Origin of the sequence: Halorubrum sp. AS12 (genome assembly GCF_051122765.1) — an archaeon.
GTDB lineage: Archaea > Halobacteriota > Halobacteria > Halobacteriales > Haloferacaceae > Halorubrum > Halorubrum trapanicum.
The window spans coordinates 1,004,695-1,023,206 of sequence record NZ_CP185385.1 but is presented as its reverse complement, the minus strand read 5'-3'; the positions used below and the strand labels follow the sequence as shown (position 1 = coordinate 1,023,206).

At 70.8% G+C, this 18,512-nt stretch carries 18 protein-coding genes and 3 pseudogenes; 7 read left to right on the top strand and 14 right to left on the bottom strand.

Annotated elements, in window-relative coordinates; genetic code table 11:
* Both ACODNG_RS05165 and ACODNG_RS05160 read left to right on the top strand, forming a co-directional pair.
* Entirely contained in the window at nucleotides 1-393 is a 393-nt protein-coding gene (locus ACODNG_RS05165) for a PPOX class F420-dependent oxidoreductase (RefSeq protein WP_434522698.1), read from the top strand.
* 100 nt (nucleotides 394-493) lie between these two features.
* Entirely contained in the window at nucleotides 494-1,213 is a 720-nt protein-coding gene (locus tag ACODNG_RS05160; protein WP_434522697.1) for a class I SAM-dependent methyltransferase, read from the top strand.
* A 58-nt stretch (nucleotides 1,214-1,271) separates the two neighbouring features.
* Here ACODNG_RS05160 and ACODNG_RS05155 read toward each other — a convergent pair whose 3' ends face one another.
* Together ACODNG_RS05155 and ACODNG_RS05150 are read right to left on the bottom strand one after the other, a co-directional pair.
* Nucleotides 1,272-1,682: a TRAM domain-containing protein gene (locus ACODNG_RS05155; protein WP_209546610.1), complete on the bottom strand. Its 411-nt coding sequence runs from the start codon at nucleotides 1,680-1,682 to the stop codon at nucleotides 1,272-1,274.
* A gap of 95 nt (nucleotides 1,683-1,777) precedes the next feature.
* Nucleotides 1,778-2,437 carry a helix-turn-helix domain-containing protein gene (locus ACODNG_RS05150; protein WP_434522696.1) on the bottom strand — a complete coding sequence of 220 codons (660 nt, stop codon included), beginning with the start codon at nucleotides 2,435-2,437 and terminating at the stop codon, nucleotides 1,778-1,780.
* A gap of 80 nt (nucleotides 2,438-2,517) precedes the next feature.
* Here ACODNG_RS05150 and ACODNG_RS05145 point away from each other — a divergent pair, with 80 nt between their 5' ends.
* Together ACODNG_RS05145 and ACODNG_RS05140 are read left to right on the top strand one after the other, a co-directional pair.
* Nucleotides 2,518-4,011 carry a cytochrome P450 gene (locus ACODNG_RS05145; protein WP_434522695.1) on the top strand — a complete coding sequence of 498 codons (1,494 nt, stop codon included), beginning with the start codon at nucleotides 2,518-2,520 and terminating at the stop codon, nucleotides 4,009-4,011.
* A 92-nt stretch (nucleotides 4,012-4,103) separates the two neighbouring features.
* The gene (locus ACODNG_RS05140) at nucleotides 4,104-5,009 is read left to right on the top strand and encodes a dihydrodipicolinate synthase family protein (protein WP_434522694.1); all 906 of its coding nucleotides are present in this window, start codon (nucleotides 4,104-4,106) and stop codon (nucleotides 5,007-5,009) included.
* 27 nt (nucleotides 5,010-5,036) lie between these two features.
* Here ACODNG_RS05140 and ACODNG_RS05135 read toward each other — a convergent pair.
* Nucleotides 5,037-5,851, bottom strand: a pseudogene (locus ACODNG_RS05135) (YkgJ family cysteine cluster protein).
* Nucleotides 5,852-5,983: 132 nt separating this feature from the next.
* On the opposite strand from ACODNG_RS05135, the gene ACODNG_RS05130 reads away from it, so the two are divergent.
* Nucleotides 5,984-6,430 (top strand): DUF5788 family protein, encoded by a 447-nt coding sequence (locus ACODNG_RS05130; RefSeq protein WP_434522693.1) that lies wholly within the window; start codon nucleotides 5,984-5,986, stop codon nucleotides 6,428-6,430.
* A gap of 62 nt (nucleotides 6,431-6,492) precedes the next feature.
* On the opposite strand, the gene ACODNG_RS05125 is transcribed toward ACODNG_RS05130, so the two are convergent.
* The 6 genes and pseudogenes from ACODNG_RS05125 to ACODNG_RS05100 form a co-directional block, all read right to left on the bottom strand.
* The gene (locus ACODNG_RS05125; protein ID WP_434522692.1) at nucleotides 6,493-6,963 is read right to left on the bottom strand and encodes a Rieske (2Fe-2S) protein; all 471 of its coding nucleotides are present in this window, start codon (nucleotides 6,961-6,963) and stop codon (nucleotides 6,493-6,495) included.
* 87 nt (nucleotides 6,964-7,050) lie between these two features.
* Complete coding sequence (locus ACODNG_RS05120) at nucleotides 7,051-7,650, bottom strand: hypothetical protein (protein ID WP_434522691.1); 600 nt, start codon at nucleotides 7,648-7,650, stop codon at nucleotides 7,051-7,053.
* Between the two features lie 81 nt (nucleotides 7,651-7,731).
* Nucleotides 7,732-8,673, bottom strand: a complete 942-nt coding sequence (locus tag ACODNG_RS05115; protein WP_434522690.1) for an aminotransferase class IV — start codon at nucleotides 8,671-8,673, stop codon at nucleotides 7,732-7,734.
* Nucleotides 8,666-9,337 carry an anthranilate synthase component II gene (locus ACODNG_RS05110; protein WP_434522689.1) on the bottom strand — a complete coding sequence of 224 codons (672 nt, stop codon included), beginning with the start codon at nucleotides 9,335-9,337 and terminating at the stop codon, nucleotides 8,666-8,668. Before ACODNG_RS05110 ends, ACODNG_RS05115 begins: the two co-directional genes overlap by 8 nt.
* Nucleotides 9,334-11,064 (bottom strand): annotated as a pseudogene (locus ACODNG_RS05105) (anthranilate synthase component I family protein). The gene ACODNG_RS05110 and the pseudogene ACODNG_RS05105 overlap by 4 nt, the downstream one beginning before the upstream one ends.
* Nucleotides 11,065-11,123: 59 nt before the next feature.
* The gene (locus tag ACODNG_RS05100; RefSeq protein WP_434522688.1) at nucleotides 11,124-11,699 is read right to left on the bottom strand and encodes a helix-hairpin-helix domain-containing protein; all 576 of its coding nucleotides are present in this window, start codon (nucleotides 11,697-11,699) and stop codon (nucleotides 11,124-11,126) included.
* Between the two features lie 102 nt (nucleotides 11,700-11,801).
* Here ACODNG_RS05100 and ACODNG_RS05095 point away from each other — a divergent pair, with 102 nt between their 5' ends.
* Both ACODNG_RS05095 and ACODNG_RS05090 read left to right on the top strand, forming a co-directional pair.
* Nucleotides 11,802-12,260 (top strand): transporter, encoded by a 459-nt coding sequence (locus ACODNG_RS05095; RefSeq protein ID WP_434522687.1) that lies wholly within the window; start codon nucleotides 11,802-11,804, stop codon nucleotides 12,258-12,260.
* 184 nt (nucleotides 12,261-12,444) lie between these two features.
* Nucleotides 12,445-12,864, top strand: coding sequence for a hypothetical protein (locus ACODNG_RS05090; protein WP_423998275.1), 420 nt, complete (start codon nucleotides 12,445-12,447; stop codon nucleotides 12,862-12,864).
* Between the two features lie 459 nt (nucleotides 12,865-13,323).
* On the opposite strand, the pseudogene ACODNG_RS05085 reads toward ACODNG_RS05090, so the two are convergent.
* From ACODNG_RS05085 to ACODNG_RS05065, 5 genes and pseudogenes are all read right to left on the bottom strand, one after another.
* Nucleotides 13,324-14,149: pseudogene (locus ACODNG_RS05085) on the bottom strand (shikimate dehydrogenase).
* Nucleotides 14,150-14,222: 73 nt separating this feature from the next.
* Nucleotides 14,223-15,359: a DUF373 family protein gene (locus ACODNG_RS05080; RefSeq protein WP_434522686.1), complete on the bottom strand. Its 1,137-nt coding sequence runs from the start codon at nucleotides 15,357-15,359 to the stop codon at nucleotides 14,223-14,225.
* A 97-nt stretch (nucleotides 15,360-15,456) separates the two neighbouring features.
* Complete coding sequence (gene sppA, locus ACODNG_RS05075) at nucleotides 15,457-16,392, bottom strand: signal peptide peptidase SppA (protein WP_434522685.1); 936 nt, start codon at nucleotides 16,390-16,392, stop codon at nucleotides 15,457-15,459.
* Nucleotides 16,393-16,546: 154 nt separating this feature from the next.
* Entirely contained in the window at nucleotides 16,547-17,470 is a 924-nt protein-coding gene (locus tag ACODNG_RS05070) for a coiled-coil protein (RefSeq protein WP_434522684.1), read from the bottom strand.
* A 243-nt stretch (nucleotides 17,471-17,713) separates the two neighbouring features.
* Entirely contained in the window at nucleotides 17,714-18,391 is a 678-nt protein-coding gene (locus tag ACODNG_RS05065; RefSeq protein ID WP_434522683.1) for a 2,5-diamino-6-(ribosylamino)-4(3H)-pyrimidinone 5'-phosphate reductase, read from the bottom strand.
* Nucleotides 18,392-18,512: the final 121 nt, after the last annotated feature.

Below are 18,512 nucleotides of genomic sequence, written 5' to 3'. Positions count from 1 at the left end.
GTGATACCCGAGTCCCACGTCGACATCCTCGAGGCCGAGTCGTACGCGCACTTCGCCACCGTCGGACCGGACGGCCTCCCCCACGTCACGCCGGTGTGGGTCGACCACGAGGACCGAGAGTACGTCCTCGTGAACACGCTCCGCGGGCGGCGCAAGGAGCGGAACGTCCGCGAGAACCCCAAGGTCGGCGTCAGCGTGCTCGACCCCGACGACGCGTACCGGTACGTCTCCGTCCGCGGCGAGGCCGAACTGACCGAGGAGGGCGCGCGCGAGCACATCGACGAACTCGCCCGCCGGTACTTCGGCGTCGACGAGTACCCCCACCACGACGAGGAGGAGGGAGCGCGGGTGATCGTCAAGATTCCGGCCGAGAACGTCGCCACGAGCGGGTGACCGTGGCGACGGTCGGCGTCGCTTCCAGCCGACCGCGTCGGGTCCGACGCCGGACCGCATCCAGTACGGTTTTGTCGGTCCGGCTTCCATCACGGACAACGTGAAGGGACAGGACTGGTACCAGGCCGACGAGGTCGCCGAAGAGTACGACGACGTCCGCTTTTCCGGCGGCGGACAGCTCATCGACCGCCGGGAGAAAGAGGCCGTCCTCTCTGCGTTGGGACCGATCGATCCGGGCCACCGCGTGCTGGAGGTCGCCTGCGGCACCGGTCGGTTCACGACGATGCTCGCCGATCAGGGCGCGGACGTCGTCGGACTCGACGTCTCCCGCGAAATGCTCGAACAGGCCCGCGAGAAGGTCGCCGCCGCCGGCTACGCGGACACGGTCGAGTTCCTCCGCGGCGACGCCTCGCGGCTCCCGTTCCCCGACGACCACTTCGACACGGTGGTCGCGATGCGCTTCTTCCACCTGATGGACGACCCGGTCCCGTTCGCGAAGGAGCTCCGCCGGGTCAGCCGCGATCAGGTGTTCTTCGACACGTTCAACAGCCGCAGCCTGCGGACGCTGTACACCTGGCTGCTCCCGATGGGGTCGCGGCTCTACTCCGAGCGCCAGGTCGCCGCCATGCTCGGCGAGGCGGGGCTCGCGCTCGCGAACGAGGAGCACGACTTCGTGTTACCGTACGGCTTCTACCGCGAACTCCCGGGGGCCGTCGCGAAGCCGTTCCGGGTCCTCGACGAGCTCGCGGGCGACACGATCCCGGGCGACTACGTCGCCTCGGTGTCGTACTGGGACACTCGGGTGGCGGACGAGGAGTGAACGCGGAGCGGCGCGTTCGCCGCTTTCAGACCGCTGCCCGCAGTTCGTCCCGTCGCTCTCAGACCGCCTCTTCGACGACTTCGCCGACGGCGAAGTTGGACTTCACTTCTGTCACTTCGATCTTCACGCGCTCTCCCACCTCGGTGTCCGGGACGATGATCACGTAGCCGCGCTCGACGCGAGCGATTCCGTCGCCCTGCTTGCCGAGGTCCTCGATCTCGACGTACCGCATCTCGCCCGGCTCGACCGGCGGCTGCGGGCCGTCGTCGCTCCGCGAGGCGGCGGTGTCGGGGTCGCCGGCCGCTTCCGGCGACCCGTCGCGGGCGACGAGCGCGACGCGGTACGTCTCGCCCGGCTCCAGCGATCCGGTGTCGATCTCTCGGCTGGGCACGTCGACGACGTACTCGCCGTCGTCGGTCTCGCGAACTTCCGCGCTGAACAGACAGAGGAGCTTCTCGGAGATTTCCATAGTAGACTCCATCGGATGCTGGTGGCCGGTTAGTATAGTTGTACCGCCGACGCAGTCAGGCGTCGCGTCGACCCGAGTCGCGGCGACTCTCCCCGTCACCCGAGGAACGCGTCGACCAGCGCCGCCTCGGCCTTGCGGAGGTGCGCGCCCGCGGTCGATGACGAGCAGCCGATCGACGCTGCGACGTCGTCCACCGATCCGGTCCGGGGGACCTCGTAGTAGCCGACGCGGTGCGCGGCCCGCAGCGCCTCCCGCTGGCGTTCCGTAAGCCGGACTCCGGCCAGCCGCCGACCGCCCCCGTACGACCCGATGCGGTCGATCTCGACGGCGATCGGGTTCGGTACCGCCGCGAGCGCGTCGCGAAGTTGGTCCGGCGGCCCGATCAGTCCGAACGACAGCCGGCCCGCCGGCCGGAACACGACCGGCGGGACCGAGAGGTACTCGGTGTCGACGAACGCGTCGAGGAACCGCTCCGTCGGCCCGCCCAACCGCTCGTACGCCTTGAGGTAGAACGGCGCCTCCCCGGGGACCGTCTCGAACCGATCGATCGCCTCGACCTCCCGCAGTCGGTCGAGGTACGGCTCGCGCGGGGCCGCGACCCGGAACAGCGTCGCGAGCGTCCCGTCGGGCAACCGCCGCCACGTCAGCAGCTCGCTCCGCCGGCCGTCGCCGCCGTCGAGGAAGTCGTGCGATCGGATGCCGGACCGCCGGCGGGAACTCGAACTCGACGTGGACGTAGCGCATAGGTCTCTCACGCGGTGCCGCACACTTTAATTTAAAATACACGGACCAGTCCGTGCCAAGGCTCAGTCCGTCGCGGTGCCGATCGATCCGTATGGGTGAGACGACGACTCGATCCGACGACGACTCCGATCCGTCGACGGAGCGCACCGCAGACGACCCCGACCCGCCGCGACCGCCGGCGCCCGGGGGTCTTCCCCTGCTCGGGAACGTTCACGAGCTGGCGAGCGACGCGCTCGGGTTCTACGAGCGCCGCGCCGCGACGCACGGCGGCGTCGTCCGGTACGACGTGTTCGGCACGGAGAGCTACCTCGTCACCGACCCCGAGGCGATCCGCCGGATCCTCGTCGACGACCACGACCGGTACGAGAAGGGCGCGATGCCGCGAGACCAGCTCGGCGGGCTCCTCGGAGACGGGCTGTTCCTCGCCGAAGGGGACGACTGGCGGGAGCAGCGGACGGCGATCCGCTCCGCGTTCTTCCGCGAGCAGGTGGCCGAGTACGGCGACCCGATGGTCGATCACGCGCGCCGCGCGGCGGCGTCGTGGGACGACGGCGATGTCGTCGACGTCCACGCCGCGGCGACGGACTACGCGTTCGACGTTCTCGCCGAGAGCCTGCTCGGGAGCGATGTCGAACGGGAGCGTGAGACAGTCCGCGCGGCCGCCGAGAGCGTCACCGAGCGGTTCGACACGCGGCGGTTGACCTCCTTCCTCCCGGAGTGGGTGCCGACCCCGACGAACCGGCGGTACCGGCGGCGGCTGGCGGCGCTTCGGTCGACGATCCGCGACCTCGTTGCGGAGCGCCGCGCGGCCGGCGCGCCGGCGAACCCCGGCGCCGCAGACGACCTCCTTGGGACGCTCGTCGCGGCCGCCGACCTGGGGGCGATGGACGACGACCGGCTCGTCGACAACGCGGTGACGTTCCTGTTCGCCGGCCACGAGACGAGCGCGCTCGGGCTCACGTACACGCTCTACTGCCTCGCTGACCGCCCCGCGTTCCAGCGGCGGGTCCGACGCGAAATCGCGGCGCTGGACGGTGATCCCGCCCCCGCTGACCTCCGGGAGTGCCCCGCGCTGACCGCGGCCGTCGACGAGGCGCTCCGCTTGTACCCGCCCGTTCACTCCTTCTTCCGCGAGCCGACCGAGCCGGTGACGCTCGGCGGCCACCGCGTCCCCGCGGGCGTCGTGTTGACGCTCTCGCCGTGGGCGGTCCACCGCGACGACCGGTGGTGGGACGATCCGACGACGTACCGCCCCGAGCGCTGGCTCCGCGACGGGGCGGCGGGGCCCGTCCACGGCGACGACGCTCCCGGACCGGCGGTCGGCGAGCGCCCGGAGTACGCGTACTTCCCGTTCGGGGGTGGGCCGCGCCACTGTATTGGGATGCGCTTCGCGAGACAGGAGCTTCGCCTCGCGACCGCGACGCTGCTCCGACGGCTGCGGCTGGAGCCGGTGACGGCCGACCTGTCCGTGCGGGCGAGCGCGAATACGCGGCCGGCCGGTCCCGTCCGGGTCCGGATCCGCGACCGGCCGGCCGACGCCGACGACGGTCCCCCCGCCGCTCGGTCGCCGGTCGGAGGCGAATAGCGGTTCGTCGCCCTCGATGACGCCGCCCGCCGCACTCGGAAATTCCCGCCTCCGGATCAAGGTCTTTGTCACGCCCGGTCGAATCGGCCCCTATGATCGCTCCGGAGTTCCGACGCGGCGCCGTCTTGCCACCGATCGTCACGCCGTTCGACGCCGACGGCGACGTGGACACCGACACGCTCGCGGACCACGTCGCGACGCTCGTCGAGGTCGGCCTCGACGGGATGGTCCCGTGCGGGACCACGGGCGAGTTCGCGAGCCTCACCGACGAGGAGCGTCGGACCGTGGTCGAGACCGTCGTCGACGCGGCCGACGGGCGGGTACCGGTGATCGTTGGGGCGGCCGACACCTCGGTCGCGGGGGTCCGCGGGCGCCTCGAAGCGGCCGACGCGGCCGGTGCGGACGCGGCGCTGGTCACCCTCCCATACTACCACAACTCGACGGCGCCGGCGGGGCAGCGGGCCTTCCTCGACGCGGTCGCCGACGACGCGCCGCTCCCGATCTACCTCTACGACATCCCGTCGACGGTCGGCGAGCCGATCGATCCCGACGTCCTCGCGGCCGTCGCCGAGCGCGACTCGGTCGTCGGGTTGAAGGACACCAGCGGCGACGTCTCGGCGGTCGACACCGCCGTCGACCGGACCCCCGACGAGTTCACCGTCTTCCAGGGCGTCGACGCGCTGTTATACCCGAGCGCGAGCCTCGGCGTCGACGGCGGGATCAACGCGCTCTCGCAGGTCATCCCGGAGGTCTTCGTCGCGCTCGGCGAGGCGATCCGCGACGGCGACGACGAGCGGGCGCTGGCGCTCCACCGCCGTGCGGTCGGCCCGCTGTTCGAACGCTGCGCCGACCACGGCTTCGCGCCCGCGACGAAGGTCGCGGCCGTCCACCGCGGGTTCATCCCGGACCCGGCCGTGCGCCCGCCGCTCACGCTCCCGGACGAGGACGCCCGCGAGGCGATCCGCGCCGACGTGGACGCGGCGCTGGACGCCGTCTGAGAAGGGCGGACAGTCGGACGCTCCCGGCTACTCCCCGCCGATCGGGGTTCCGTCGGCCTCCTTCGGACCCTCGGAGTCGAAGACGACGACGTCGCCGTCGGCCCGCTCGCGCGCGCCGGGATCGTAGCCGTCGCGGACGCCGATAGCCTCCTCCAGTTCCCGCACCGCGCGCTCCTTCAGCGCCTCCGCCAGCTCCTCGGCGTCATCGCGGGAGACCTCGCGGCCGAGCCCCTCGCACTCGTGGGCGCGGACGACGCCCGCCTCGTCGACCGCCTCGCCCATCGGCTGGCTCGTCCCCTCCAAGGCGACGCTGAACGGGTAGGTCTGACAGATGAGCGGCCGCGCGTCGTGGACCGTACACGCGCCCTGTCCGTCCGACTCCTCGTAGAAAGTGCAGTCGCCGCAGCCGTCGGTCGCGAGCGCCCACTCGAACGTCTCGCCGGTCGGATTGCCGTCCGCGTCGGCGTCGAGTCCGAACGGCATCGGTCTGGCGACGTCGCGCCAGTCGTACGCCTCGCCGAACGTCTCCTCGGCGGCGTCGGCGACGCGGCGGACCTCGTCCGGAAAGACAGTCGCGGTGTGTGGCTCGCGGTCGGCGTCGTCGTTCGCGCCGTCGCCGTGGCATCCGGAACCGCTCTCGTCGCTCTCGTCGCGTTCTCCGCCGTCGTCGTCCCTTCCGCTTCCCTCCTCCGCCGGCGCGCCGCCCGGTTCGTCCGGGGCGTAGCCCGTACAGCAGCCGCCACAGCGCGTGCCGACTCGAAGCCGATTGACTCGATGGCGTCCGCGAGTTCCGCGACGTCGAGGTCGCGGGCCGCGGTGAGTTCGGTTTCGAGCGACTCCATGCGATCCGATCGCGGCGCGGCGCGGTTAACGTCGTCCCTTCCGGGGTCGCGACGCGTTCGACCGGAGTCGACGCCACGCTCGGCCGTGAGCGGGCGAAGGAGCGAAGTACGCCCGTCACCTACCGAGCGGGCGTGAAGGAGTACGAGCGGAAACAGCTCTTAGAGCGGGTCAATCGAGAGTCCTCGACCGTCGGGGTCGAGATCCCGGAGTCGATCGAGATCCAGGGCGAGGCGATCGACCTGCGCTCGTTCGTCTTCGAGATCAAGCGGCGCGACTCGGTCCCGCCCGGCGAGCGCGACCGCGTCGAGCGCGCCAAGCGAAACCTCCGGCGCGAGCGGCTCGACCGGCTCGAACCCATCGAGGAGAACGAGGTGAGCCGCGAGGAGGGCGAGCGGCTGGCGGCGTCGATAATCGGCATCGACCGCGCGCTGGAGGCGCTGGAGGGACTCGACGCGCCCGACCCGGAGACGGAGGCGAAGCGGCAGGAGGCGGCCGACCAGAAGCGCTGGATGAACTTCTTACAGAAGGCGCTCGGGCGCGAGGACGCCGGCGGCGGGAGCGGCCGAACGCGGTTCTGACCGGTCCGCTCACGGGCAGCGTCCCCGCTACCATCGCTCGCGGTTGCGAGCGTCCGCGCGACTCAGTTCCCGGTGAAGTCGATCCGCGAGCCGCCGCCGTCGCCCTTCCCGGAGGAGGGACCGAGCCGGACGAACTCGTAGGCCTCGTCGTCGAGGTACACCGCGCCGTCCGCCACCGTCACGGCGACCGATTCGAGGACGGCGCCCTCGCAGGGACCGAAGTTACAGTAGCCGCCGTCGGCCTCGAACGTCGCGCCGTGCTTCTGACAGAACACCTCCCCGTTGCGGACGAACGCCCCGTCGTCCTTGTCGAGTCGGACGTCAGTCCAGTGCTGGCAGTAGTTCCGGAACGCGCGCACCTCGCCGGCGGCCCGCGTGAGGACCGCCTCGACCTCGGGGCTGCCGTCGTCGCTTTCCCCGAGGTCGCCCTCGCCCTCGTCGACCGTCTCGGGGTCGACCGGGCGCAGCGTCGCGAGCAGCGTGCTCTCTTCCGGCACCTCCTCGACGCCGGCGATCCGGCGGTGCTCGTCCATGTCCGAGGGAGACCGGCGACCGGCTTGAACGTTGTGCGTTCGCGCGTCGGGGACCGCCCTCGGCGCGGTATCGCCCGCCGATCCGGGTCAGACTCCGAGCCACTCGTCGTCGCGGACCTCGTAGCCGTGCTTCCGGCAGTACTTCGCTCCCTGCCGGCGCACGTCTCGCGACCCGGGGACCGACTCCGTCTCGCGGATCCGGTCGACGACCCAGTCGGCGACGGCGCGGACGCCCTCCTCGTCGTCGAGCTCGTCGGCGTCGCTCAGCGCGCGGAAGGTGCGCTCGAACGCCTCGTGTTGCGACCGCCCGAAGTCGACGTTTTCGAGCGCGGCCGCCGCCTCGACGACCCGCTTCATCGCGGCCGCGACCGCTGGCCGGCGGACCCGCTCGCGAACCGTCGCCGGCGCGTCGAACGCCTCCAGGTCCGCGTCGGGGACCAGGTCGGCGACGGTGTAGACCCGAGCCGCCGATTCGAGCTCGCGGTCACCGACGGCGGCGACGACCTCCCGCCCCGTCGCCGGGAACGTCAGCGGTTCGAGCGCCGCTTCGAGGGCCTCGGTCGCCGCGTCGTCGAACGCTGGCTCCGCCTCGTCACCGCGCTCCAACTCGGTCTCGACGTCGCGCTCGCGCTGCCGTCGGTCCTCGTCTGCGGCCTGTTTCTCTCGTCCGTCCTTGTCGTCTGCCATCCGTCGTTTAGGATCTCCTGATGGGATAACGCTGTGGGGGACCCCGATCCGAAGAATTGCTTTAGCGGCCCGCTTCCCCGGTCAAAGCCGCTCGCCGTCGTAGTGCGCCTCCTCGATCCGCCGGTCGAACAGCCGCGAGAGGAGCGTCGTGAGCGGGCCGGCGACACCCTCGCCGTCGCCGTCGGCCGCGATGCCGTCGACGGTCGCCACGGGTCGGAGCTCCCACGTCGAGTTCGTGAGGAACACCTCGTCGGCCTCGCGGACCGCGTCCGGCGCGAACGTCCCCTCCTTGACCGGGATCCCCTCCGACTCCGCGATGTCGATCACGGTCGCCCTGGTGACGCCCGGGAGGATCGGGCCGTCGAGCGACGGCGTCTTGAGGGCCGTCCCGTCGACGAAGAAGAGGTTCGAGGTCGCGCCCTCCGCGACGTGCCCGTCCGGGTCGAGCATCAGGGCCTCGTCGGCGCCGGTGACTCGGAGTTCGAGCCGGGCGAGGATTCCGTTGAGGTAGTTGTGCGTCTTCGCGGCGGCGGGGATCGCGCGGTCCGCGGGCTTGCGCGTCTTCGTCGTCTGGAGCGCGGCCGGGCCGTCGTGGATTGGATCGCTCCCGACGCCGCCGCGCGGGAGCGGCTTCGCGATCACGACGACGGTCGGGTTGACCTCGGGCTGCGGGTCGAGTGTGCCCGGCTGGACCCCCCGAGAGATTGAGAGCTTGACGTAGGCGTCCGCGAGGTCGTTCGCGGCGAGCGTCTCGTCGACCCGCCGTTTCAGCTCCGCGTCGGCGATCCCGTGGTCGAGTCCGAGCGTCTCGCAGGTGTCCGCGAGTCGGTCCGCGTGGGTCTTCCATCGGAAGAGGTCGCCGCCGTACGCGCGCATCGTCTCGAAGGCGGCGTCGCCGTAGGCGAACCCGCGGTCCTCGACGGAGACGGTCGCCTCCGCGGCGGGGACGAGGTCGCCGTCGACGTGGTACTGTAGCGGGTCGTCGCTGTCGGTCGACTCGGGCCCTTCGCCGGCGTCACTCACGGTCCTCACACACCTCCACGAAGTTCCTCACCAGCCGCTTCCCGCGGGGCGTGAGGATGCTCTCGGGGTGGAACTGGACGCCGACGTGGGGCTTCTCGCGGTGGCGCACGCCCATCACGACCTCGCGCTCCTCGGCGGTGCGGGCGGTCTCGACCAGCTCGTCGGGGAGGTCCTCGCGCTCGACGCAAAGCGAGTGGTACCGCCCGACGCGGAGCCGGTCGGGGAGGCCGGCGAAGACGCCCTCGCCGTCGTGGGTGATCGTCGAGGGCTTCCCATGGACGACCTCGGGCGCGTGGCCGACGCGGCTCCCGCGGCTCGCGCACAGCGCCTGGTGGCCGAGACAGACGCCGAACACGGGCCGATCGAGTTCGAAGACCGCGGTCGAGACCCCGGCGTCCGCCGGGGTTCCCGGCCCGGGCGAGACGACGACGCCGTCGGGGTCGAGCGCACGGATCCCCGCGAGGTCGACCGCGTCGTTCCGCCGGACCGTCACCGCGCCCGCGACCTCGCCGACGTACTGGACGAGGTTGTACGCGAACGAGTCGTAGTTGTCGACGACGAGGACCCGCGCGTCGGACTCGCCCGCGCCGGGACGCCAGCCCTCCTCCGCGGTCGCTTCCGCGTCGCCCGCCTCCTCGCCGGTCTCGGCCGAGCCGCCCGTCATCGCTCGACCGCCTCCTCGGTCGGCTCGTCGAGCGCGTCCTCGACCGGTTCGTCGACGGTCATCCCGCCGGCTGCGAGCGCCTCGTCGACCGCGCTTACCAGCGCGCGCGCCTTCGCGAGCGTCTCCTCGTACTCCGCGTCCGGGTCGGAGTCGTGGACGATTCCGGCCCCGACCCGGAGGTGGTACTCGGCGGCGTGGCGGACGAGCGTCCGGATGACGATGTTCAGGGTCGCGCGCCCGTCGAAGCCGGCCGCGAGCATCGACCCGGTGTACGGTCCCCGGCGCGTCGGCTCCAACTCGTCGATGATCTCCATCGTCCGCGGCTTCGGTGCGCCCGTGATCGTTCCGCCGGGGAAGCAGGCCGCGACCGCGTCCGCGAGGCCCACGTCCCGCCGCGCCTCGCCTTCGATCAGGCTCACGAGGCTGCATCACCTCGCTGTAGCGGTCGACGCGGCGGTACTCGCTCACCTCCACCGTGCCGAACCGCGACACCTTCCCGAGGTCGTTGCGCTCCAGATCGACCAGCATCGCGTGCTCGGCGCGCTCCTTCGCGTCGCCGGTCAACTCGGTCTCGAGATCCGCATCGCCGTCCGGCGTCTCCCCCCGGGGCGCGTCCCCGCGATGGGTTCCGTGACGAGGCGCGCGCCGCGCTCGGGGTCGTTGGTCGGCTCGCGCTCCAAGAGTAGTTCCGGACTCGCGCTCACGAGGTCGACGCCGCTCGGACGGTCGGTCTCGCCGGAGCCGCCGAACTCGATCAGCCCGGAGTACGGCGCCGGGTTCACCTCGCGGAGCGCGTCGTACGCGTCGACCGGGTGGACCGCGGCGGGCGCGGTCAGGCGCTGGGAGACGTTCGCCTGAAAGGTGTCGCCCTCGCGGACGTACTCCTTGGCCCGCCGGACCGCGTCGGCGTACCCCTCGCGGCCCACGTCGCTCTCGAAGGTCGCACTCTCGGCGGTCGGATCGGACGCCGCCTCGGCGTCCGGGCCGCCGCTCTCGATCCGACCTATCAGCGCCGCCGCGCGCGACCGTCCCTCGTCGAACAGCGCGTCGAGCGCGTCGCGGTCGGCGTCGGGGTCGTCGAGTCCGTCCGGCACGCGGGGGCAGGCGGTCACTCGGAGCGTGACGGTCTGGTCACCGGCGTCGGCGGCGCCGTCGGACGACCCGCCCGCGTCCACCGGACACTCCCAGGCCGCGATCCGGTCGAACAGGGCGACCTGAAGCCGCGGGAGTCCTCGGTCGTCGACCGCCCCCGGACCCTCGGGCGCCGCGGGCGGGAACTCCTCCAGTTCGCGGGCGGCGTCGTAGGAGAGCCAGCCGAACGCGCCGCACGGGTACGGCACGTCGCAGTCGCCGCGCGCCAGCCGTTCGCCGTCGAGGACGCCCTCCAGCGCCGAAAGCGAGGCGGAGGGGCGCCGGTAGTCGCCCGCGGTTTTCGATTCCGACTCGCCTTCGGCTCCCGATCTCCCCCGCTCACCGCCCGCGCCGGCGACCACCGCGTCGCCGGAGACGGTCAGTCGCTCGACCGGGTCGACGCCGAAGTACCCCCACCCGGACTGGCCGCCGGTCGTCTCGTAGAAGACGCCGCCGGGACCGTCCCGCGCCCGGCGGTAGGCCGCGAAGGGGTCGTCGACGGCGACCCGGAGCTCGACCGGGACCCGCGCGCCGTCCGGCGCCGCGGCGGCGACCGCGCGGAACCGGTCCCGGTCGGTGTGTACCGTTCGCCTCATGGAACCCTGTTCGGCGGGGGCGGTGAAACAGTTGCGGTCGTCGAAACCGGTCCGCCGATTCAGAACTCGCTCGCGCGGTCGATCCACGTCGCGGCGCGCTCCTCGCCGACGCTCGTCCCCTCGGCGATCGCGGCGGCGTCCGCGCCGGCGAGGTCGTCTATCGTCTCGATGCCGATCTCTGCGAGGCGCTCGGCGTACGCCGGTCCGATGCCCTTGATCTCCTCGACGCTCGGGCCGCGGTCGTCGTCGTCGACCGCGACGTTGTCCGCCTCGCTCCCCGCGGCCTCCGCCGGCTCCGCCGCATCGTCGGCTTCGGTCCCGGCGTCGTCGGCCGCGGCGGCCTCCTCGTCGACGAGCGACTCGGTCGAGGCGGCGGCCTCCGTCTCCGCGGCGACCGGATCGTCGTCCCCGTCCGCGAGGTCGTCGACGTCGGTCTCGCTCTCGTCCGATTCGCCCGCGATCGGCTCGCCGGCCTCGCTCTCGTCGGTCGGCTCGGCCTCGTCCGCTTCGGTCGTGGACGCCTCCGCGGCCGGTTCCGACTCGCGCTCGACGGTCACTTCCGTCTCGCCGGGCTCGCGTTCGGCCGAGCCGCTCCCGAATCCAAGCTTCTCTTTGAGCTTCTGGAGTAGAGCCATTGCCCGCGGCTACACGTGCGAGATATTTAAAAACCCTCTCCGCCGCAACGCCCGTCGATCCGTCTCGCCGGTTTATAAGTGGCACCGGACCGTTCCAAGGGTATGGACGTTCTCAACCCCGTCATGTGGTCGGTCCACGTCGGCTTCGCCGTCCTCTGGGTCGGTAGCGTGCTGTTCGTCACCCTCGCGGTCCTTCCGCCCGCGCTCCGCGGCGACATCGGCGGCGACGCGCTCGGCTCGGTCGTCGGCCGCCTGCGCTGGATCACCCGGATCGGCGCGGTCGCGTTCGTCGCGTCCGGCGGCCACATGGCCGGGACGCAGTACACGTTCGAGGCGCTGACGAGCACGCCCCGCGGCCACCTCGTGGTGACGATGCTGGGGCTGTGGTTCGTCGGGACCGGCCTCGTCGAGGTCGCCGGCTCGAAGCTGGCCGACGGACTCGACGCCGGCAAGCTCAGGGAGCCGGCCCGCGACGCCAAGCCGTTCCTCTACGGCGCGTCGGCCGTTTCTGTGGGGCTTATCGTCACGGCGGGACTGCTCGCCAGCCCGACGCTGTTTTAAAAGTAGTCGCCGCTGTTGGTGGTCTCTTTAAACGGCGTCGTAGAACTATTCGCAAGGGATTGATTTCTCCCGGATTTGGGTGAATCATCCGTTAAAACGAGCTTGCGTATTGTTAGACTCAGTACAGCCGCCTACTTGAACAACTGGGACAAAGCATATACTTAGCACCCGCCGTGTCTCATATATGAGACGCCGAGGGTTTCTCGCCGGTACCGGAATTACACTGGCTACCGTCGGTAGTGGGTGTCTCGGTGACACTTTTCCCGAGGCCTCGGCTACTGTTGAGATTGAATCAGTGACGGCCAATGACGATCCGGAGGATAAGGCGACGGTCACGGTAAACGACGACCACGCTACTGTGGAGGGTGCCTTTGGGGCGGACATTGACTGCGTCACGCTTGAGACTGCGGCGTTCGCCAGCAATGAGGGCGAGGTGATCGTTGAACTCACCACAGAGGCGACTGGTGACGATTGTGACGGCCCGGCGACGGTGGCATACACCGGCGAGATCACGGCGAACTTCACTATTAACGATTTGCTGTTGAACCACGTCTACGAGGAGGACGACCGTACGACGGTATTCTCGTATGAGCGGGGAGATTAATCGGGTCGGGTCGAAATAAACAACCGAAAAAGGGCTGGACAAACCTCGACCTACCTGTACTGAGCGATTCGTGAGTCCTCTGTACTGAGCGATTCACGGGTTGGTCAACGAGGTATGAGAATCGTTCTATGATATCCTCTCTTTTAGGGTATCGTTGACCGCACGGCGAACACTTCCAAAGCCCCAGCCGCGAGGACTCCTGCGCCTCGCTGCGGTCCTCGTCGCTCGCTTCGCTCGCTCCTGCGGTCCTTACGTCGGCGGAGTTCGTCCTCGCGACTGCCCCTTTGAGTCCCACCCAGCACCGCTCCGCACAGCACCTCACGCCTCCCCAGCCTCGTCAGTCGCCCTCGCTCCGCTTCGGGCGACTGACTCCCTCGCGGGCGGTTCGCGGCCGCCGGTGGCGGCCGCTCACCGGCGCGCCGCCGCGTCGTCCACTTATAAATAACATTTCCCGCCGTGTCACTCCAACTCCGCCCGCAGCGCCGCGTTCATCGCCTCGACCGGCGCGTCCTCGCCGGTCCAGATCTCGAACGCCTCGACCCCCTGGTACAGCAGCATCCACGCGCCGTCGACCGTCGTCGCGCCCGCAGCGGCGGCCTCCCGAAGCAGGCGCGTCTCGATCGGTGCGTACACCGCGTCGAGGACCGCGAGGTCGCCGTGGAGGTGTTCCGCGGGCACCGGCGTCTCCTCGGGCGCCTCCATCCCCACGCTCGTCGCGTTGACGAGCAGGTCGGCGGCCGCGACGCGCTCGCCCAGATCGTCGAGACCGCCGCCGGTCGCGCCTGGGACCGCCTCGGCCAGCTCGACCGCGCGCTCCGCGGTTCGGTTCGCGACGCGGACCGTCGCGCCCGCGTCGGCCAGCGCGAACGCGGCCGCCCGCCCCGCGCCGCCGGCGCCCACCACCAGCGCGTCGCGGCCGTCGACCGCCACGTCGTGGTGCGCGAGCGCCCGCGTCACCCCGGCCGCGTCGGTGTTGTGCCCCCGCGGCCGGTCGGTCTCGCCTGCTCTGACCGGCCCGTAATCGACCGTGTTGACCGCGCCGATGCGCTCGGCGAGCGGGGCGGCGTCGACCGCGCGCAGCGCGTCCTGCTTGAACGGCACCGTCACGTTGAGTCCCGCGACGCCGAGGTCGGCCGCGCCCTCGATGGCCGCGGCCGCGGCGTCGGCGTCCGGCTCGAAGGTCACGTACCGGGCGTCGAGTCCGAGCGCCTCGTAGCCCGCCTCGTGCGATCGGCGGCGACAGCGAGTGGCCGACCGGGTTCCCGATCAGTCCGTACACGTCCATGCCCGCTCACGCGGCCGCGACCGACAAAAGGCGGTCGGTCGGGCGCGTTCTCTCTCGCCGGTTCCGCCCGGACTCACTCCCGCCGCCCCTCGGCGTCCCGCTCCGCGTCGATGACGTCTTCGAGGGTCTCGGTGCCGACATCGCTGGCGACCTTGACGCCGACGAGCGACACGACGATGCCGCCGACGATGAACGCCGCGAGCTGCTGGACCGGCGTCATCGTCATCCCGTAGGCGGACAGCGGCTCGTGGATCGCCTCCTGCGCGAGGAAGTAGCCCGCGAAGCCGCGGACGACCAAGGCGACCGCGGCGATGACGAACGGGAGGTTGAGGTACGGCGTCCGGATCCCCTCGTCGCGGATCAGCTCGTCGAGCAGCCGCCCCACCGCCGCGGTCACGCCGGCGACCGCGAACCACGGGACCGCCGCGTAGGTGAACTCCACGACCTCGACGAGCCGCGGCGACCCGGAGGCCAGTTCCGAGGCCGCGAGGAAGCCGAAGAAGCCGCCGACGAGGGCGAGTCCCCCGGCGACGACGTACGTCACGACCGACACCTGCCCGGCGTACAGCGCCTCGCGGACCCGCTCGGGCATCCCCGCCACGAGCCGGTCGATCGCCAGCCCCTTGTACAGCAGCGCGGCGCCGAGCAGGCCGGCGACGCCCGCGATCGCCTCGCCGGCGGAAAACTGGGAGAACAGCACGGGCAACAACAGCAGCGCGACGCCGATGGGGACGAGCACCGTCGACCGCAGCTGTTCGTCGGCGAGGAACTGCTTGAGCAGGTAGTAGGTGGACTCGATGTCGCGGGCCTGCCGGACGACGACACGGTCGACCGAGTCGACGGGGATCCGCGACTCGACGACCGGGAGGACGCGCTCGTCCTCAGCGGAGTCGACGACGACGATCGCGGCCCGCGGCTCGTACCGCTCCACGAGGTCGTCGAGCTGGGCCGCGATCGAGCGGTCGGCGCCGACAGCGGTGTCGCTCTCGGCGGAGACGACCGCCACCACCGACTCCTCGCGCTCGTCCCGGAGGTCGCGCGCGACGCGCAGCGACTCCAGCAGGCAGTTCACGCTGGCGTCCTCGGGGTCGTCCAGCCCGGCGTCCGTGACCAGCGACCGGACGGCCTCCCAGCCGGCGACCGGCATCGGGACGTTGGTGGCGCGACCGATCGCCCCCGAGCGGTCGACGCAGATGACCAGCGTCGTCACGTGTCGACTCACACCGCGGCCGGACAAAAATCCTCCCCGTCGGCCGCCGCGTGCGGTTCGGCTCCCTCCCGCGGCCGGCGGCGCGTTGCTCGCCCGCCTATCGGAACTCCACGTCGATGTCGCCGCCCTCGTCGACGAAGGCGTCCGAGACGCCGCTCCCGGCGGCGAACGCGACGCGCTCGGCGCCGATGCCGAGCCGCTCCGCCAGCCCGCGCTCGGGCGTGAACTCCTTGACCTCCGGCTCCGCTCCGAGCAGGTCGGCGAGACGCGCCTCCACGTCGTCTTCGGTGCCGAGTTCGTCGACGAGCCCGATCTCCGCGGCGTCGTCGCCGAGGTACACGCGCGCTTCCGTCTCCCGGATCTCCTCGGGGTCCATGTCGCGGCCCTCGCTCACGGTCTCGACGAACTGCTCGTAGTAGCCGTCGATGATCCCCTGGAGGTACTCGCGTTCGTCCTCCTCGATCTCCTTCAGCGGGACGCCAGCGTCCTTGTACTCGCCGGCGGTGAACTGCTCGTAGGAGATTCCGAGCTTGTCCGCCAACCCCTTCGCGTTCGGCCGGGAGCCGACGACGCCGATGGAGCCGACGAGGCTCGCGTCGCGCGCCCACAGCTCGTCGCAGCCGCTCGCGATCCAGTAGCCGCCGGACGCACAGAGGTCCGTCGCGTACGCCACCGTCGGCCCGTCGAACTCGGAGGCGGCCCGCCGGATGTCGTCGCTCGGCACGACCTCGCCGCCGGGCGTGTTGAGCTCGACGAGCAGCGCCGCGACGTCCTCGTCCTCGTCAGCCGCCTCGATCTGCTCGACCACGTCGTCCGCGGTCGCGCCGCCCGGTCCCGACAGCGGCGAGGGTCGGCCCTGGTTCCGCCGGATCGGTCCCGACACGGTCACCTTCGCGGTGTTGTACTCGTCGGCGTCACCGAACCGGCCGCCGGTGAGCCGCGCGAGGGCCGCGCGGCCCGCGATCGTCGTCGCCGCGCCCACCGCGGCCGCCGCGAGCAACCCCTTCCGTCCGTTCGTCGGCGCATCGTCCATACCGACGGTTGGCGTCGCACGCGCTTATAAGCGGTGGCCGGCGCGGACCGTCGCCGCCGGTCTCGACTCGCTCGTCGCGGCCGCGACGCTGCCCGTCACGCTACTCGTCGCGAAAAACCGCAGAAAACCGCGTCGGAACCGATGGGTCGCCGGCTTACAGGAGGCCGGTCTTCTGGAGCTTCATCAGGTCCTCGGTGTCGAGCGTCTCGCCCTCCTTGAACTTCTGATAGATCTCCTCGGCCTCTTCCTTCTCCTCTTCGCGCTTCTCGGCGCGCTCGTCCTCCCGCTCTTCCTCCTCCTTCTTGTCCAGCTCGCGCAGGCGCTTCTGGACGCGGACGAAGTCCTCGTGGTGGCGGTCGGCCGCCTCCTGGGCCTCGACGAACAGCTCGTGCATCTCGTCGGCCTCGTCGCGGATGTCGTCGGCCTCGCGGTAGGCCTCGATCATCTGGTTGTGGTGCTCCTGGGCCTTGTCCGCAAGCTCCGTCACCTTCTGGTGGTGCTGGGACGCCTCGGAGCGGACCTCCTCGGCCTCCTCGACGAGCTCGTCGAGTTCGCTCGTGTCGTCGACCTTCTCCTTCTTCTCGGCGAGCTTCTCGCGTTTGTCGTCGATCTTCTCGATCAGCTCGCGCTCGTCTTCCGCGTCGAGGACCTCCGTCTGCTGACGGAACTCCAGGTCCTCGATCTCCTCTTCGAGCTCCTCGATGGACTTGCCGGAGCCGAGTTCGAGGTCCTGTTCGATCTCCTCGACCTCGTCGAACAGCTCGTTGGCCTCGGCGTTGAGCTCGTTGCGCTTGTCCTTGTGCTCCTGGACCTGCTCGTTGAGCTCGTCGCGCTTCTCGCGGTGTTCCTGGGCCTCGTCGACCTTCTCGCGCGTCTTCGCGTTGAGGTCGTCGCGCTTGGAGGCGCGCTCGGAGGCCATCTGGTTCAGCTCGTTGCGTCGGTCTCGCAGCTGACCGGCGCGTTTGATGAGCTGCCCCTTGGAGCCGTTCTCCAAGTCGTCCTCAGAAAGGTCCACGTTGTCCGCCTCGTCCATCGCTTCCACGTCGTACTGCTCGATGACTTCTTCTTTCGTTACCATTTGTTATCTCTCCATCACCGCTCCGGCGATAGCGGACGCTCGCTGTGGTGCGTCGGGCCGTCTGCAAGAACTCCCGTTCATTTCAGCGTGCGATTCCACCAGCGCCAGAGGCGTTCTGGTACCAGCAACTACCCCCGGGCGATACATAAATACTTCGGTGATTTCCGTGTACACCGGTGTCACGGCCCGTGTACCCCTCGATTTCGTGGTTACCGTTCACACGGAGGCGGCGTCCGGCTCGGCTCACGGCTCCCCGTCCCCTTCGACCTCGTACGAGAGGACGACCCCGTCGTCGAGCCGTTCCGTCTCCGTGAGCGTCAGGTCGGGAAACGCCTCGGTAAAGCCCGTCCCGTCCGCCAGCGTGGGGGCGTCGCGGCCGCCGATGACGAGCGAGCCGACGTAGACGTGGAGCTCGTCGACGACGCCGGCGTCGAAACACGAGAAGATCACCTCACCTCCCCCCTCGACCATCAGGCGGTCGACGCCGCGGTTGGTGAGCTTGTCGAGTCCCTCGGCGACGTCGACGCGCTCCTCGCCGGCGACGATCACCTCCGCACCGGCGTCAGCGAGCGCCGCCCGCCGCTCCCGGTCGGCCGCGGTCGAGACCAGGAGATACGTCGCCGCCGCGTCGTCGAGGATCCGGGCGTCGGTCGGCGTCCGGCCGGTGGAGTCGACCACGACGCGGGCGGGGTCGCCCGACCGCCCGTTCCGCAGCCGCTCGACGCGGCGGTCCTCCTCGTCGAGCGTGAGGTGGGGGTCGTCCGCGAGGACGGTCCCGACCCCGACGAGCACCGCGTCCGCGGCCGCCCTGACGCGATCGACCCGGTCGAAGTCCTCCGGGCCGGAGATCCGGAGCTGTTCCCGGCGGCGGGTGGCAAGCTTCCCGTCGACGCTCTGGGCCGCGTTGACGACCACGTGCATACGCGAGGGTCGTCCGGACGCGGAATGGTCGTTTCGGTCCCCATTCTCGTTCCGGTCCCCAATCCCGTTCCGGTCCCCAATCCCGTTCCGGTCCCCAATCCCGTTCCGGTCCCTCATCCGT